Origin of the sequence: Streptomyces actinomycinicus, assembly GCF_016741775.1 — a bacterium.
Taxonomy (GTDB): Bacteria; Actinomycetota; Actinomycetes; order Streptomycetales; family Streptomycetaceae; genus Streptomyces; species Streptomyces actinomycinicus.
In genome coordinates this window covers 16,000-31,028 of sequence record NZ_JAERRK010000032.1, presented here as the reverse complement: position 1 = coordinate 31,028, position 15,029 = coordinate 16,000, and the positions used below count along the sequence as shown (strand labels likewise).

Sequence of the window (15,029 nt, the reverse complement as noted above, 5' to 3'; positions counted from 1 at the left end):
CATAAGACGGGGCACGGCGGCCGGGCTGTGACACGGTTCTTCGGACCGGTCCCCCGGTGTGCCGTGGGGTGCCGGCCCGCCTGCCGCCGGGGCGGGGGGAAGCGGCGAGCCAGGTGCGTCCTCGGGACTACGCCTGTTCTTTGTGGGTTTCCATCAGCCGGACAGGTTCGTACGCCGCGGAGACCTGGTAGTACGAACAGACCTCAAGGAATTCTCCGGTGGGGAGCCACTTGACGGCGAAAAGGTTCATGCGCTCGCCGGCGTAAGCACGCGGAGCAGTTGTCGCGAATCGTTCGATGTGTGGTTCCACGCGTGCCGGAACCTCGGAAAGATTCAACCCGGTGCCCAGCGGAGGTGCGAAGGCGACCCGAGCGATCTTCGTGGAGTCCCAGCTCAGGGTGAAATTCGCCCTGAACGCCTTGTGAGCGAACTCGAGCATCGGCTCGCTCGGTTCCGGCAGTCCGATGTCGCGCAGCATCGACCGCAGGGTTTCCGGTTCGGGGCGGGTTTCCGGCGTGAACTGGAAATACAGGCTGATCGTCCGGCTCTTGTAGTCGATGCCGATCATCGCCACGTCGTCCAACCCGTAGCGGTCGAAAAGAGCGAGGTTCTCCGCCACCGCGCGCGGCATGGCCGGAAGGTCCGCAAGTTTCGACACCTTCTGCAGGTCACGGGGGAAGTGCGCGTAGATCTTCTTGAAGCCGTTGACGGCCGAACAGTCGGTGAAGTGTTCGCTGACTTCCCAGCCCTGCGCATGGATGTCCGAGAGCAGCGAGCCGACCGGGTGGCCGGTCTCGGTGACGAGTCCGTTCGCCAGCGCATGGGCGTAGGGATCGCCGATCTCCGGAGGGATCGTCAAACAGTAGTCGAGGTGCCCCGCGTGCCGCTCTCCGGTCAGCACGCTGAAAACGACCATGGCGTTCTCGCGTGCTCCACCGAAGGTGGTCAGAACCGGCCACACCTTTTCGCGTGAGCAGGCCGCACCCACCAGACGGGCCGCTTCCTCGATGGCTGAGTACAGCTTTTCTGCCTCAGTGTCTTGGTACATCAAAACTCCAAGTAGTCGGCATCAGCCATTGATTCCACTGGAATCCCGCACTCCGTCGCCCCCCGACGATAACGCGGGCCCGCTCAAGACCCGCTCGAGAATTCAGCCGCACCGGTCGCCCCGGCACGGCCGTCAGGAAACCGGGGACTGGGCGGCCGTTTCCACGCGTGCCGCCGCCTGCTCGGGCGCCCTGGCCGGCTCCGGCCGGCCGTCGTCGGTGGGCCGCCCGATGAGCCAGCTGAGCAGCGGGCCCGCCATCGCGGTCGTGACGACCGCCATGACGACCATGAGCGAGTACAGCTCCTGGCCGAGGAAGCCGAGTTGCAGACCCACGTTGAGGACGATGAGTTCGGTCAGGCCGCGGGTGTTCATCAGGGTGGCGAGCGCGGCGGACTGCCGTACCGGCATCCGGTTCAGCCGGGCGGCGAGGAAGGCGCCGGTGAACTTGCCGCCGACGGCCACGAGCAGGATCAGCCCCAGCGTCCCCAGCCCGTCGGCGTCGAGGCCGGACAGGTCGACCTGGAGGCCGGCGACCAGGAAGAACACCGGCAGCAGCAGGGTGCCGCTCAGCTGGCCGATGCGGTCGTGCACGTCCGTACGCAGCTGCTCGCTGCCGGTGCGCGGCAGGATCGCGCCGAAGAGGAAGGCGCCGAAGATGTAGTGCAGGCCGACCCACTCGGTGGCGGTGGCCGACAGCAGCAGGCCCACCAGAACGCTCGCGAGCACGGTGGGGGTGAGTTTCAGGCCGGGCCGGCGGGCCACGAACCGGGCCAGCAGCGGGCGTACGACGAAGAGCATGCCCAGCAGGTAGGGCACGGCGAGCAGGATGTGCCACTGGTCGGCGCCGGCCGAGCCGCTGATGGCGACCACGGCGGCGAGCAGGGACCAGGCGAGGACGTCGTCGATGGAGGCGCAGGCCAGAGCCACCACGCCGAGCGGTGAGCGCGTCATGCCCCGGTCGGTGAGGATCCGGGCCAGGACCGGGAACGCGGTGATGGACATGGCGATGCCCATGAAGAGCATGAACGCCGTCTCGTCGCCGGTGCCGTAGTCGTCCGTCAGGTACAGCGCGAGGACCGCTCCGAGGCCGAACGGCAGCAGGATGGAGCTGAACGACACGGTCGCGGCCAGGCTTCCGCTGCCGCGGATCATCGCCGCGTCCCATTCCAGACCGACGATGAACATGAAGAGCACGACGCCGACCGCGGCCAGGGCGCTGAGCAGGGGCCGGATGCCGCCGGGGAACAGGGCGTCGGAGACCGCCCCGTGGAACAGGGTGGGTCCGAGCGCGATGCCGGCGAGGACTTCGCCGATCACCGCCGGCTGGTTGAACCGCCGGAACAGGGCGCCCAGGACGCGGGCCAGGAGCACGATCGCCGCGAGAGCGAGGAGCAGTGAGGTGGTCTGGTGGGTGTTCATGACGGTGGGTCTCCGTATGGGGGTGCGGCCCGTCGGCCGGGTGGCTGCGTCCGACGCACCATGCGAAAACGGCACGGGAACCCCGGTGACCTTGCGGCGGTCACCGGGGTTCGTGGCGGTTCGTGGCGGGGCCCGCCCGGTCGGGGACGGGTGCTCAGACCGGGTAGGCGCCGTAGCGCCGGTCCCGGCCGCGGAGGTCCCGCAGAGCGGCGTCGAACTCCTCACGCGTGATGTCGGGCATCAGGGCGTCGGAGAAGTGCAGCTCGGCGAACGGGGACATCAGCGGGTAGAAGTTCGACAGCCGCACGTGGCCCCCGGTGCGCAGGACGTAGTCGACCGGTTCGGGGACGTAGGCGTGGGCCGCGAGGATGTCCTCGGTCAGCTCCGGGATCTTGCCGTTGAGCTTGTTGAAGATGCCGATGATCTCCTGGGACAGGGACATGCCCAGGACGAAGTGCAGCGTGAAGCCGGATTCCTTGTCCGACTTGTCCCGCAGCTCCTCCAGCTCGGTGCGGTAGGTCTCCGGCACGAGGTCGAGCAGTCCGGAGAACTCGAAGTTCAGATCGCCGTGGACGCGTCGCGCCACGTCGTTGAACGCGCCGAGGAACGTGGTCACCGCGGATTCGGGACGGGTGTAGTTCTGGGCGGAGTTGGTCGCGATGTAGAAGTTGGTGAAGCCTTCCTCCCGGACCCAGCCGGTGAACTCGACGATCTTGTCCGCCATCGCCTGGTAGCTCTCCTGGAGGGACACCCCCTGCTGCTGGGACCAGCGACGCATCCCGTCCGGCAACAGCATGAAGTTGGACACCGTGATCTCCTTCGGTTACGTGGTCTGTGCTTGCGCGGTGATCAGCCGGAGCACCTCGACGACGATCGCGTCGGCTCCGTCGGGGGGCTCCTGCTCGGCGTCATCCATGACGTCGGCGGTCGCCGTGGTCACCTCGGCCCCCGCGGCCTCGGCAGCGGCTCGGGCGGGGTTCGCCGGTACGTTGGTGTGCGGCCCGCCGCGAGGGCAGGCAGTGCCGGTGGTGGGCGGTGCGCCCACCGGTTGGTCTCCTCGGTGCGCGGGGGCACTTCATGCGCGTGCCGGGGCCCGCACGGTCCCTGTCCCGGAGTCCCGCCGACCCTCCTGCGTCTTCATGGGTCCTCCAGCCCCGGCAGTGCCTTGCCGGCCGCAAGGCACTGCCGTACACGGCGACGGTCGCGAGAAGTGGGCGACGTCCTCGCCTCAGCCGGTCACGCGACCTTCGTCGCGGTCAGGATGGCCTGGACCGGGATGACGTCCGGCGGGATCTCGGAGGCGTTCTTGGTGATCGCCTTCGTCACCTTGAAACCGCACTCCTCCAGCCACCGCTCGTAGGTCGACAGCTTCTGCGGGCCGCCCTGGCCCATGGTGCAGCCGATGAAGAAGGCCGGGAAGAAGTCGACGTTGTAGTTGTCGGTGTCCTTGATGTCCTCGGGGTAGACCGGAACCAGGATGTTGACCTGCCCGCCGACCTCCAGGGACTTGCTGACGCCCTCGAGGATCCGGATCACGTCGCTCTTGTCGAACATGTCCAGGAAGTGCTTGATCAGTACGACGTCGAAGCCCTTGGGGATCTCGTCGAAGACGTTCCCGCCGATGAAGGACAGGTGCTCCTCGAGGCCCTCGGCCTTGAAGTTGGCCAGCGCCTCGGTCTCCTTGTCCGGCAGGTCGAAGGTGGTCACCTTCAGCCCCGGGGAGGACTTGTAGCGGTAGGTGTGGATCGCGCCGAGGCCGGTGTTGCCGGCGACGTCGAGCACCCGGGAGCCGGCCGGTACGTCGATGTTGTCGAAGAACCAGGGGTCGATGTTGGCGGTGACGTTGTTCATCAGCTTCAGCCAGGAGTCGTTCAGGTCCTGGTGGTCGGCGACCGCGTCGTACAGGGTGCCCTCGGCGCCGTACAGCTCCTTCAGACCGACGACCGTGCCGGTCCGCGCGCTCTCGGTGAGGTAGAACAGCTGCCGCAGCGCCGTGACCTTGATCAGGTCCATGTAGGCGAGCGCCCGGTTGAGATCGCTCACGGGAACGTCGGCGAGCGCGTCCAGGCGGTAGGTCCCCGCGGCTTCGTCGTGGGCGACGAAGCCTTCCTTGACCAGCAGGAACAGCAGCTGCTCCACCACGTCGGGCTTGGTTCCGGCGGCCTCTCCGAGCTGCTCCGCCGTCAGGCCGGGGGTCTCCCGCAGCTTGTCGACGATGCCGAGTTCGAAGCTGGAGAGCAGGCTCATGAACCGCGAGGGTCCCACCATGTACTCGCGGAATCGGGCGAGCGTGGCTTCGGGTGTCAAGGCTTTGGCCCCTTTCAAGTGGTGTGTGTGCATCGCCGTGGTGGTGTGCTTTTCGCGGGTCACGCCCGCTCCTGAAGTTGCTTCTCGAACCGGCGGGCCAGCGCGAGCCGCTGCACCTTCAAGGTGGCCGTCCTGGGCAGTTCGGCCTGCGGGATCTGGACGGGGTCGGCGAGCTGCGGGAAGTCGGCGACGGCGGTCCGCCAGCGGGCGAGGTCCAGCGGTTCGTCGTCGACGGTGCAGATCACCGGGACGGCTTCCGAGTTCGGGCCCTGGACCACGACCAGCTCGGCCAGCTCGTCCAGCTTGCCGAGGACCACGTCCTCGATCTCCAGGGAGCTGCGCACCCCGGGGATCATGTCGACCTCGCGGTCGAGCATGTGCAGGCAGCCGAACTTGGTGAAGTAGCCGACGTCGCCGGTCCCCCACCACTCGCCCTTGCGGTTGCCGTCGTAGCGTTCCTGCTCGCCGTAGTACGTCTTGGCCAGCGCGGGCCAGGCGACCTCGATGCGCCCGGGGTTCTGTTCGGTCGGGCGCTTGCCGTCTCGGCTGACGACGCGTACCTTCGCCGCCCCGAACGGCATGGCCCAGCCGACACAGCGCCCGTTCGCCTTGTGGGCGGAGTGGCGGAAGTAGGCGCGGCCGACGGCCGGGCCGACCTCGCTCTGCCCGTAGATCTGGAAGAACAGCGCCCCGCGCCGGGCGGAGGCGCCCAGCAGCTTGCCCATGGTCGCGGGGTGGATCGCGTCGAAGGTGCTGCTGAAGACCTTCACCGACGCGAACGGCATCCGCGGGTCCTCGGTGAGCCCCTCCCACTCCATCAGCGAGTTGGGCAGGGCTTCGACCAGGGCCGGCCGGTGCCTGAGGAAGTGTTCGGCGACGACGGCGGGGTCCGTCTCGCGCAGCAGCAGGACCGGGTACTCCCGCAGCAGCGCCAGCGACATCGCGGCGACCATCCGTGAGTGCACGAACGGCACGTGGATGGCGACGGTCTCCTTCTTCCGCATCAGGGACAGCAGGCGCCACTGGGGGATGAGGCGCAGGCCCTGCGTGCGCGCGGTGTGCACCACCAGCTTGGGAATCCCGGTGGTGCCCGAGGTGTGGGTGATGACGGCGGCCTCGTCGATCGGCCGCACCACCGGCCTGACCCGCGGCGCGCCGGCGAGTTCGGCCAGGGAGACGGTCCCGGGCCGGTCGTCGGCCGAGGTGATCACCCGTCGGGTGAGGTCCGCAAGGGGCACCTCGGTGAGGAGGTCGAGCTTCGTCCCGTCGGTGAGCAGCGTCGGCTGGTCGACCCGCTGGAGCAGGACGCCCACCGTGGCGGCGTCCAGGGCCGGCGACAGGTTGACGACGACCGCGCCGATGCGGGAGACCGCGGCGGCGAGCATCCAGTGGTCGGCGTTGGCCGTCTTGTAGATGACGACCCGCTCGTCGGGCCGGACCCCGGCCGCCCACAGGCGGGCGGCGAGGTCGTCCACGTGTTCGGCGTACTGGGCGACCGTCAGGCGCCGTCCGGCCTCGGGCAGGACGTCCAGGTCGTGGTCCAGGACGATCGGCGTCGACGGGTTCACGGCCGCGGCCATCTCCGGCAGGAGGCCGATGTGCAGACCGCGCTTCAGTATGGATCTGTAGGCTGTTGAGCCCTTCATGGGGAATGTCTCTCCTTCGGTGCACGCTGCGAGGTCGGCGACGCGCTGTGCGGGAGCCGTGGCACGTGGTGGGCCGTACGTGCGTCAGGCGGCGCGCCGGCCGGTGCTCGCGTGGGTGCGCACGGCGCTGCGCAGCGCCTGGGCGACCCGTGCGACCTGGTCCTGGGTCAGCTCGGCGTGCATGGGTATGGCGAGCTGCCGCGCGGCGAGGTCCGCGGAGACGGGGCACTTCTGCTTCGCCTCGAACACGGGCTGGATGTGGCCCGCGAAGGTGCCGTGCCCGCAGCCGATGCCCTGTCCGCGCAGTTCGGTGGCGACCGCGCCGCGGTCCACGCCCGCGTCCAGCGTCACCATGTAGGTCTGCCAGGCGTGGGTGCGGTCGTTCGGCACGTACGGCACCGACAGCAGGTCGTCGTCGGCGAGCAGCTCGGCGTACTGGCGGGCGACCGTGTCACGGCGCTGGAGCAGTTCGTCGATGCGGCCGAGCTGCACCTGGAGGATCGCCGAGGCGATGTCGGACAGCTTGAAGTTGTAGCCGATCTCGGTGAACGTCGGGATCGGCAGGCCGACGACCTCCCCCATGTCGAAGATGCTGCCGATGCCGAAGGAGGAGCGCAGCCGCGCGTCCGCCCCGATCTTCGGGTCGGCGGCGAGCAGGGCACCGCCCTCACCGCTGCTGGCGCCCTTGCGTCCGTGGAAGGACAGGCAGCCCACCTCGGCGAGCGCACCGGCCTGGCGGCCCTGGTAGGTGGCGCCGACGGCACATGCGGCGTCCTCCACCAGGAACAGCCCGTGCCGGTCGGCGACGGCCTGCAGTTCGGCGTAGTCGGCGGGCATGCCGACGGTGTCCACCGCGATGATGCCCACGGTGCGCTCGGTGACCAGGTCGGCCACGGCCTGCGGGTCGACGGTGTAGGTGTCGGGTCGTACGTCGGCGAAGACCGGGGTGGCGCCGACGTAGAGCGCGGCCTGTGCGGGCGCCGGGAAGCCGTAGTCGGCGACGATGACCTCGTCGCCCGGCTTGACCCCGAACGCGAGCATGGCCAGGTGCAGGGCGGCGCCGCAGTTGCTCACCGCGACCGCGTCGGCGACCCCGTACTTCTGGGCCAGCTGGGCCTCCAGGGCCTTGCCCCGGGGGCCCTGGCCGGCCGGCCAGCCGGAGGCGAAGACCTCGGCGACGGCGGCCAGTTCCTGCTCACCCAGGCTCGCGTGAACCAGGGGAATCGAATCCATCGTGCTCATCTCCGTCATGCCTCGTGCTCTGTCGCCGACTGGGCAGGGATAAGGGTCGGGGGTTCGAAGCGCAGGGGGGTGAGCTGACTGACGTCGTAGCGCCTGCGCATCTCCTCCACGGCCGCGGCGTCCACCGTGGTGCCGCGCGACCAGATCTCCGCGATCTCCTCGAAGTAGTCCTCGTGGTCGGGCGAGGGGAGGCACTGGAAGAGCATCTTCGCCGGCTTGTCCGTGGCGTTGCGGAATGCGTGCGGGGTGCCGGGCGGCACGAACATGCAGCTGCCCTCGCCCGCCCGGACGACGCGGTCGCCCTTCGGGGACTCCCAGCGGTGCCAGGCCTCCTTCGTGCGTTCGGTCGGCTCGAAGCACAGCAGGTCCAGCTCGCCGTCCAGGACGTAGAAGAACTCCTGGGAGTGGTCGTGCACGTGTGCCCCGACGTCGAAGCCGGGCGGAACGACCACCTCGAAGATCGACACGGAGGATCCCATCTCCGCCGTGGCCTTGAAGGTCACCTCCTGCGCCGGAGTGATCAGCTTCCGCCCTGCGCCCGCCGGGAGGATGAGGTCAGTCATACTCGTCGCTTCCTTGGTCCGGGACGGCTCAGTCGATGGTCTGCGGGTCGTACTCGGCCCAGGTGCCGAGCCCCATCTCCGCGGTGATGCCGGGACCGAAGCCCGCGATCAGACCGGTCGCGCCGGGCGCCGGGGTGTCCTCCTCGAACAGCCGGCGGGCGGCTTCGAGCACGACGGCGCTGGCGATGTTCCCGTACTCGCTCAGGGTCGACCAGCTGTGGCGGAACACCTTGCGGTCGACCTCGAGGAACTTGGCGAGGTCGTCCAGGATGCGCGGACCGCCGGCGTGGACGATGTAGAAGTCGAGGTTGCCGGCGTCCCAGCTGTGGTCCTTGGCGAACTCGCGCAGCACCGGGGCCAGCGGCTCCATCGTGCCGGGCACCCGGCGGTCGAGCTGGAAGTGGAAGCCGGTGTCGCGCACGGCGTAGGAGATCCAGTCCTCGGTGTGCGGGATGAGGTACGAGGCGTTGCGCTCCAGCTCGATGCCGACGCCGCCGTTGCCGCGCACCACGGCGGCGGCGACCGCGTCACCGAACAGGCCGTCGGACAGCAGCGAGCCGATGTCGTCCATGTCCGGCTGGTAGCACAGCGAGCAGAACTCGGCCGAGACGATCAGGACGTTGCTCCCGGGGTGGGCCACGCAGAAGTCGTGGGCGCGGTTGATCGCCGCACCGCCCGCCGCGCAGCCGAGCTGGGCGATGGGTATCTGCCGGGTGTCGGGGCGGAAGCCCATCGTGTTGATGAGCCAGGCGGTCAGCGACGGCATCAGGAAGCCGGTGCACGACACGTAGATGATGGCGTCGACGTCACGGGCCGCCACGCCCGCGTTCTTCAGGGCCTCCTCGACGACCGCGGGGGTCCGCTTCTTGGATTCGGCCTCGTAGATGCGGTTGCGTTCCGTCAGACCCGGGTGGCGCAGCGTCTTCTCGATGGGCTGGACGATATGACGCTTCTGCACGCCCGTATTACGGATCAGGCGAAGCGCCAGCGGCAGCTGCGGTTTTCCTTGGTGGACCCGCTGGGCGAAATCCAGCGTCTCTTCCATCGTGATGACGTTTTCCGGCGCCTGAACCGCGGGCTTGCATAGCCTGGGCATATCTGGATCCACTTTCTCTAGAGTCTGCCTTGGGTAGGTGCTGGTGCGCACAGCCGACGGCCGGGGTCACGCCGCCATCGGCTGTGGTTCGAGGTCCATGAGGGCCGAGAGGATCGGCGGCCGGGTCCAGTCCTGCGGGGAGAGGGTGATGTCGAGGCGGTGTGCCGTCTCGCCCTTCACCCGTACCGGGCCCAGGGTGGCCGTCAGCGGGGTGGGTTCCGTCCCGGCGGGGCTGTCGGGGTGCCGGCCCTGGGCCACCGCGTGGACGTACCACGTGCCCGCGGCGATGCGGGGCAGCGTGAAGCGGCCCGGTGCGCAGGCGTTGGTCCAGGAGACGGGGGTGCCCTGGAGCATGTTGCTGTCGAAGACTCCGACGTAGACGGGGGAGAGCACGGTCCCGGTGCTGCGCAGGACCCCCGTCACCGAACCGGTGGTGCGGGCCGCCGGTGGGGGCGGGTTGTCGGCGGGGGCCGCTTCGGGCGGCGCGGGCTCGGGCTTGTCGCCGGGTACGGCGAGGGAGAGCTTGCGGTACTGCGTGGGGGACAGCCCCACCCATTCGGTGAAGCGGCGGGTGAAACTGCCCGTGCTGCTGTACCCGACCCGTACCGAGATGTCGGCGACCGTGAGCGAGGTGCTCAGGAGCAGGCGCTTGGCCTCTTGCAGTCGCACCGCGCACAGGAAGCGTCCCGGGGTGACGCCGGTGACCCGCGTGAACAGGCGCAGGAAGTAGTACTTGCTGACCATCGCGCTCCGCGCCAGCTCGTCGAGGGTCAGCGGTTCCCAGAAGCGTTCGCGGATCGTGGTGACGGCATGTTGCACTAGGTGCTCCATGAAGGGCTCCTGATGGCGATCACGAGGCCGGTACCGGAGCCCGCCGAGGCGTGAGGGCCGCTGGTCCGGGAAGTGGGCCGGCGCGGGCCCGCCCGGTCTCCGGTTCGGGAGGGGAGGCACGCCTTGGGGCCGGCCGGTGCCGCGTGGGGGGCAGGCCGTGGGTGGGGTCACGGCCGTGGCCGGCGCCGGCGGGGCTGCCGTAAAGGGATGAGCGCCCGTATCGGGCACGGACCGGGTCTTACCGGTGCCGGCTCGGGGGCGCGTCGCTCAATCCACTGCCGTGCAACTGTTTTTGGGCAGGGGAGGCGTGCCGAAATAGTGACACGGTCGGCAACCTCGCGCCAAGAGCGCCTTCGAGTGACCTGGGTCACGTCAATTGCGGGAAGTCCCGCGGAAGTTGATATGTCGCACCGCGTGCATCACGCAATCCGTACCCGACCGATTCTGTAGCGCCCTGCTGCCACCATCGGCGTCAGACCCGTACGCATGGACACGGAGGGCGAATGTCTCGCGCCGAGGAAGCCACCGTCAGGAGCAAACGAATCCCGAGGCCACCGGCGCGTGGCAGCTTTGCCGTCGACCTGAAGAAACTGCGCCGGACCGGTTTTCTCATCACCTTCATGCTCGGCGCGCTGTCCGCGGTGCCGCCGCTGTCGATGGACATGTACCTCCCGGCCCTGCCGGACGTCACACACACCCTGGGCTCCTCCGCGACGAGCGGCCAGCTGACCCTCACCGCCTGCCTGACCGGCATGGCTCTCGGGCAGCTCGTGGTCGGTCCGATGAGCGACCGGTGGGGGCGGCGCAAGCCGCTGCTGGTCGGACTGCTCGTCTACATCGTCGCCTCCGCCAGCTGCGCCGTCGCGCCCAACGTCGAGTCGCTGATCGGCTTCCGGCTGCTGCAGGGCCTGGCGGGCGCGGCCGGCATCGTCATCGCCCGCGCGGTCGTGCGTGACCTCTACGACGGCCTGGAGATGGCCCGGTTCTTCTCCACGCTGCTGCTGGTCTCGAGCCTCGCTCCGGTCGTCGCGCCCATCCTCGGCGGGCAGGTGCTGCGGTTCACCGCCTGGCGCGGCGTCTTCCTGGTCCTCGCCGCGATCGGCGTCGCGCTGACCGCGGTCGTCTGGCGCCGGCTGCCCGAGACCCTGCCGCCCGAGCAGCGCCGGGGCGGTGGCGTGCTCGGTGCCCTGTTCACCATGCGCGGACTGGTCGCCGACCGGGTCTTCGGCGGGTACGTGATGGTGAACGGCTTCGCCTACGGTGCGCTGTTCTCGTACATCGCCGCCTCGCCGTTCGTCATCCAGGAGATCTACGGGGCGTCCCCGCAGACCTTCTCCCTGCTGTACGGCCTCAACTCGCTCGGGATGATGGTCGTCGGCCGGATCAACGGCAAGCTCCTCGTGGGCCGGGTCCGCCTGGACAAGGCGCTGGGCGTCGGACTCGCCGTGATCGCCCTCGCCGGAACGGTGCTGCTGCTGGTGGCGGGGGGCGCCTTCGGACACGTGGGCACGGTCCCGGTCGCGTCCTGCCTGTTCGTCATGATCTCGGCGCTGGGGCTGGTGCTGCCGAACACCAACGCGCTGGCGCTGATGCGCACTCCGCACGCCGCCGGCTCGGCCTCGGCGCTGGTCGGTACCTCGTGCTTCGCCACGGGGGCGTTCGCCACGCTGCTCGTGGGCATCGCGGGCAAGGGCACGGCGGTGCCCATGGCCGCCGTCCAGACCGGCGGCGCGCTGGCCGCGATCGCCTCACTCCTGTTCATGTGCCGCCCCTGGCAGAACCAGCCGGCCCAGGAGACCAAGTCCTGAGCAAGCCCCCGCAGGATGTGCCTCGCCCCTACGGCTCCCGCCGGTCGCCCAGCGATCCGCGGGAGCCGTTCCGTGTTCCCCGGCGCCCGTGCGGACGGTTCAGCCGGGGCTGTTGCCTTCCGGCGGCAGGATCAGGGTGGGTTCGAGGACCACGCGGGTGGCGGGCGGCTCCTCCCTGACCCACACCACCGCGTGCCGGGCGCCCCGCTGCTGGCGCCAGTGGGCCTGCGCGGCCACCACGGCGACGTAGGGGATGACGACCGCGCCGACCAGGGCGCCGACCGCGACGACGGGCCAGCGGCTCCAGGTGGCGGCCATCAGGACCACACAGGCGCTGCGCACCAGCATGGCCATGAGATAGCGGCGCTGGCGGCCCCGCAGGTCACGCGTCAGGCCGGTGCGCGCCCCGGTGATGGACTCGGCCCGGGGTGCGTCCCGGCGCCAGGGGGTTGTACTCATCGGGCCTCCGTGGACACTCCGGCCCGAAGGCCGGACAACCGGATGGGAAGCGGGACCTCGCGCCGGGCCGGCCCGGCGGTCCCGCGTTGCGTGGCGGTGTACCTGCCTGGGCCGGGCACCGGCGAGGCGGCCGCACCTCGTGCGACGCCCGCGCGGCCGGCTCACGGTGCACGGTGCGGCGGCACGGCGGTGGCGGACCGTGGCGGACGGGTGGGTGGGGCGGAGGCGACGGAACGACGGCAGTGGAACGGCAGCGGCGGAACGACAGCGGCGGTACGTCGGCGACGGAACAACGGCCGTGGCACGACGGCGACGGAACAACGGCGGAACGGCGGCCGTGGAACGACGGCGGCGCGGGTGACCGTCCCCTGATCACCCGCGCCGCCCTCACTGACCCGGTCCCCTGCGATGTGCCGGGTCAGAGCAGTTCCTGGTCCGGCTCCCGTCCGTCGGCGGGGCGCTCGGCGCCGGTTTCCAGGTGTCCGTCGGGTGACCCGTGCCCGTTGGCGGAGCCGTGCCCGTCGGCCGAGCCGTGGCCGTCGGCCGACCCGTGCCCGTTGGCCGACCCGTGCCCGTTGGGCGAGCCGTGGCCGTTGAGCGCGGCGTGGCCGCCCTCCGCGTGGCCGAAGTGCGCCAGGGCCTCCCGCATCTCCTGCGGGGTCGGCTTCGGGATCTGGCCGCCGAACAGCCAGCGGCTGAGCCGGTAGCGCAGCATCTCCTTGCGCAGCCTCGGGTTGGGCACGCCGTCCCGCTCCGGCGACGGCGCGGGCAGCGGCTCGTAGGACTTGCGGGCCAGCAGCGCGTACTCCCGGTGCCGGTCCAGACGCTCGTGCACCTCGACGAACTCACCGTGCGGCAGGCGCCTGATCCGTCCGGTCTCACGGCCGTGCAGGAGCTTGTCGCGCTCCCGCAGCAGCAGACCCAGGCAGATCCGCCGGGTCACGACGTACGCCACCGCCGGCACCGCGAAGACGCCGATCCGCACCGCCCAGGTGATCTGGTTCAGGGACAGGTGGAACATCTCGGCCAGGACGTCGTTGGCGCCGCCGAAGAACAGCACCAGGTACAGGGAGACGAACGCGACGCCGAACGCGGTCCGTGTGGGGTGGTCGCGCGGCCGGTCGAGGAGGTGGTGCTCACGCCGGTCCCCGGTGACCCAGGCCTCCAGGAACGGCCAGAGGGCGATCACGGCCATCATCAGCGTGGGCAGGATGACGGCGGGGATCAGGACGCCGAGGTTGACGGTGTGGCCCGCGACCGCGAACTCCCAGGAGGGCATGGCGCGCAGCGCGCCCTCGAGGAAGCCCATGTACCAGTCGGGCTGGGAGCCCTGGGAGATCTGGTCGGCCCGGTAGGGACCGTACGTCCACACCGGGTTGATCTGGGCGATGCCCGCCAGCAGCGAGAGCACACCGGCGATGAGGAAGAAGAAGCCGCCGGCCTTGGCCGTGTAGTGCGGGAACAGGGGCTGGCCCACGACGTTCTGCTCGGTGCGGGCGGGACCCCGGAACTGGGTGTGCTTGTGGTAGAAGACCAGGATCAGGTGCACCGTGAGCAGCGCCACGATGATCCCCGGGATCAGCAGGATGTGGAAGCTGTAGAACCGGCCGATCACGTTGTGGCCCGGGAACTCGCCGCCGAACAGGAACATCGACAGGTACGTTCCGACGAGCGGGATGGCGAGCGTGACGCCCTCGGCGATGCGCAGGCCGGTGCCCGAGAGCAGGTCGTCGGGGAGCGAGTACCCGACGAAGCCCTCGAGGGTGACCAGCACCAGGAGCACGAAGCCGATCAGCCAGTTGACCTCGCGCGGCTTGCGGAACGAGCCGGTGAGGAAGTGCCGCAGCGTGTGGCAGCACAGCGCGCCGATCATGGTCAGGGCCGACCAGTGGTGCAGCTGGCGGATGAACAGGCCTCCGCGCACCTCGAAGCTGATGTGGACGGTCGAGGAGTAGGCCTGCGACATCCGCACGCCCTGCAGCGCGGTGTACGGCCCCTTGTAAACCGTCTCGGACATGCTCGGGTCGAAGAAGAGCGTCAGCCAGATGCCGGTCAGCAGCAGGACGACGAAGCTGTAGAGCGCTATCTCGCCGAACATGAACGACCAGTGTTCGGGGAACACCTTGCGGATCAGGAATCTGAAGTTGTAGATCCCGAGCCGCCCGTCCATCCAGTCGGCGACGCGCTCGCCTTTCGGTGTCTCGGTGCGGGCACTCGGTGGCGCCGTTTCGGTCGTGCTCATACCCGCGCACCCTCCCCTCGCCGCTCGGCTGTCACCGGCACATCCGGTCCGTCCGGCAAGCGGCCGGCGGCCGGGGTGGCCTGCTGCGGCGCAAGCAGGCCCGTGCCTTCGAGCAGCTGGAACGCTATCGACGCCGCAGGCGGCTCGACAACCGTTCTCGAGTGTAAGTACAGGCCCAACTCAAGTGATTCTTGAGCGAGTTTCGAGTGAGCGGCGTGTGAATTGATCTTCTTCTGTCTCAACTGGGCGGGTTTTGCAGGCTTGTTACGTGCGCCATACAGCCACGTGCCTTGCAACTCGACTCCCGCAGATGCCAGTTGATCTGCCTTTGTCATGCGTGAAGCGTATGACCGCTCCCCATTTCGTGC

14 protein-coding genes are annotated in these 15,029 nt (G+C 69.5%); 1 reads left to right on the top strand and 13 read right to left on the bottom strand.

Annotated elements, in window-relative coordinates; genetic code table 11:
* Nucleotides 1–127 precede the first annotated feature (127 nt).
* The 10 genes from JK359_RS36565 to JK359_RS36520 form a co-directional block, all read right to left on the bottom strand.
* Nucleotides 128–1,048 (bottom strand): aromatic prenyltransferase, encoded by a 921-nt coding sequence (locus JK359_RS36565; RefSeq protein WP_201843945.1) that lies wholly within the window; start codon nt 1,046–1,048, stop codon nt 128–130.
* 132 nt (nt 1,049–1,180) lie between these two features.
* Nucleotides 1,181–2,467, bottom strand: coding sequence for a cation:proton antiporter (locus JK359_RS36560; protein ID WP_201843944.1), 1,287 nt, complete (start codon nt 2,465–2,467; stop codon nt 1,181–1,183).
* Between the two features lie 154 nt (nt 2,468–2,621).
* The gene (locus JK359_RS36555; protein WP_201843943.1) at nt 2,622–3,275 is read right to left on the bottom strand and encodes an undecaprenyl diphosphate synthase family protein; all 654 of its coding nucleotides are present in this window, start codon (nt 3,273–3,275) and stop codon (nt 2,622–2,624) included.
* Between the two features lie 15 nt (nt 3,276–3,290).
* On the bottom strand, nt 3,291–3,512 hold the full coding sequence (locus JK359_RS36550; RefSeq protein ID WP_201843942.1) for a hypothetical protein: 222 nt from the start codon (nt 3,510–3,512) through the stop codon (nt 3,291–3,293).
* 191 nt (nt 3,513–3,703) lie between these two features.
* Nucleotides 3,704–4,774, bottom strand: a complete 1,071-nt coding sequence (locus JK359_RS36545; RefSeq protein WP_236679018.1) for a methyltransferase — start codon at nt 4,772–4,774, stop codon at nt 3,704–3,706.
* 59 nt (nt 4,775–4,833) lie between these two features.
* Nucleotides 4,834–6,420 carry a class I adenylate-forming enzyme family protein gene (locus JK359_RS36540; protein ID WP_201843941.1) on the bottom strand — a complete coding sequence of 529 codons (1,587 nt, stop codon included), beginning with the start codon at nt 6,418–6,420 and terminating at the stop codon, nt 4,834–4,836.
* 84 nt (nt 6,421–6,504) lie between these two features.
* The gene (locus JK359_RS36535) at nt 6,505–7,653 is read right to left on the bottom strand and encodes a DegT/DnrJ/EryC1/StrS family aminotransferase (RefSeq protein WP_201843940.1); all 1,149 of its coding nucleotides are present in this window, start codon (nt 7,651–7,653) and stop codon (nt 6,505–6,507) included.
* A 14-nt stretch (nt 7,654–7,667) separates the two neighbouring features.
* A complete protein-coding gene (locus tag JK359_RS36530; RefSeq protein ID WP_201843939.1) occupies nt 7,668–8,225 on the bottom strand; it encodes a cupin domain-containing protein in 558 nt (185 codons plus the stop codon).
* Between the two features lie 28 nt (nt 8,226–8,253).
* Entirely contained in the window at nt 8,254–9,270 is a 1,017-nt protein-coding gene (locus JK359_RS36525) for a type III polyketide synthase (RefSeq protein WP_307788437.1), read from the bottom strand.
* A gap of 117 nt (nt 9,271–9,387) precedes the next feature.
* A complete protein-coding gene (locus JK359_RS36520) occupies nt 9,388–10,152 on the bottom strand; it encodes a helix-turn-helix transcriptional regulator (RefSeq protein ID WP_201843937.1) in 765 nt (254 codons plus the stop codon).
* A 503-nt stretch (nt 10,153–10,655) separates the two neighbouring features.
* Between JK359_RS36520 and JK359_RS36515 the strand changes: the two genes are divergently transcribed.
* A complete protein-coding gene (locus tag JK359_RS36515; RefSeq protein ID WP_201843936.1) occupies nt 10,656–11,960 on the top strand; it encodes a multidrug effflux MFS transporter in 1,305 nt (434 codons plus the stop codon).
* A gap of 99 nt (nt 11,961–12,059) precedes the next feature.
* Here the strand turns inward: JK359_RS36515 and JK359_RS36510 are convergent, their stop codons facing one another.
* From JK359_RS36510 to JK359_RS36500, 3 genes are all read right to left on the bottom strand, one after another.
* The gene (locus JK359_RS36510) at nt 12,060–12,419 is read right to left on the bottom strand and encodes a DUF3099 domain-containing protein (RefSeq protein ID WP_201843935.1); all 360 of its coding nucleotides are present in this window, start codon (nt 12,417–12,419) and stop codon (nt 12,060–12,062) included.
* A gap of 418 nt (nt 12,420–12,837) precedes the next feature.
* On the bottom strand, nt 12,838–14,661 hold the full coding sequence (gene qcrB, locus JK359_RS36505) for a cytochrome bc1 complex cytochrome b subunit (protein WP_201843934.1): 1,824 nt from the start codon (nt 14,659–14,661) through the stop codon (nt 12,838–12,840).
* On the bottom strand, nt 14,658–14,996 hold the full coding sequence (locus JK359_RS36500; protein WP_201843933.1) for a hypothetical protein: 339 nt from the start codon (nt 14,994–14,996) through the stop codon (nt 14,658–14,660). The genes qcrB and JK359_RS36500 overlap by 4 nt, the downstream gene beginning before the upstream one ends.
* Nucleotides 14,997–15,029: the final 33 nt, after the last annotated feature.

What these genes read in the sequence shown, in the direction of transcription:
- JK359_RS36565 (WP_201843945.1), bottom strand. Translation starts at nt 1,048, where the DNA reads ATGTACCAAGACACTGAGGCAGAAAAGCTGTACTCAGCCATCGAGGAA.
- JK359_RS36560 (WP_201843944.1), bottom strand. Translation starts at nt 2,467, where the DNA reads ATGAACACCCACCAGACCACCTCACTGCTCCTCGCTCTCGCGGCGATC.
- JK359_RS36540 (WP_201843941.1), bottom strand. Translation starts at nt 6,420, where the DNA reads ATGAAGGGCTCAACAGCCTACAGATCCATACTGAAGCGCGGTCTGCAC.
- JK359_RS36535 (WP_201843940.1), bottom strand. Translation starts at nt 7,653, where the DNA reads ATGGATTCGATTCCCCTGGTTCACGCGAGCCTGGGTGAGCAGGAACTG.
- JK359_RS36530 (WP_201843939.1), bottom strand. Translation starts at nt 8,225, where the DNA reads ATGACTGACCTCATCCTCCCGGCGGGCGCAGGGCGGAAGCTGATCACT.
- JK359_RS36525 (WP_307788437.1), bottom strand. Translation starts at nt 9,270, where the DNA reads ATGGAAGAGACGCTGGATTTCGCCCAGCGGGTCCACCAAGGAAAACCG.
- JK359_RS36520 (WP_201843937.1), bottom strand. Translation starts at nt 10,152, where the DNA reads ATGGAGCACCTAGTGCAACATGCCGTCACCACGATCCGCGAACGCTTC.
- JK359_RS36515 (WP_201843936.1), top strand. Translation starts at nt 10,656, where the DNA reads ATGTCTCGCGCCGAGGAAGCCACCGTCAGGAGCAAACGAATCCCGAGG.
- JK359_RS36510 (WP_201843935.1), bottom strand. Translation starts at nt 12,419, where the DNA reads ATGAGTACAACCCCCTGGCGCCGGGACGCACCCCGGGCCGAGTCCATC.
- qcrB (WP_201843934.1), bottom strand. Translation starts at nt 14,661, where the DNA reads ATGAGCACGACCGAAACGGCGCCACCGAGTGCCCGCACCGAGACACCG.
- JK359_RS36500 (WP_201843933.1), bottom strand. Translation starts at nt 14,996, where the DNA reads ATGACAAAGGCAGATCAACTGGCATCTGCGGGAGTCGAGTTGCAAGGC.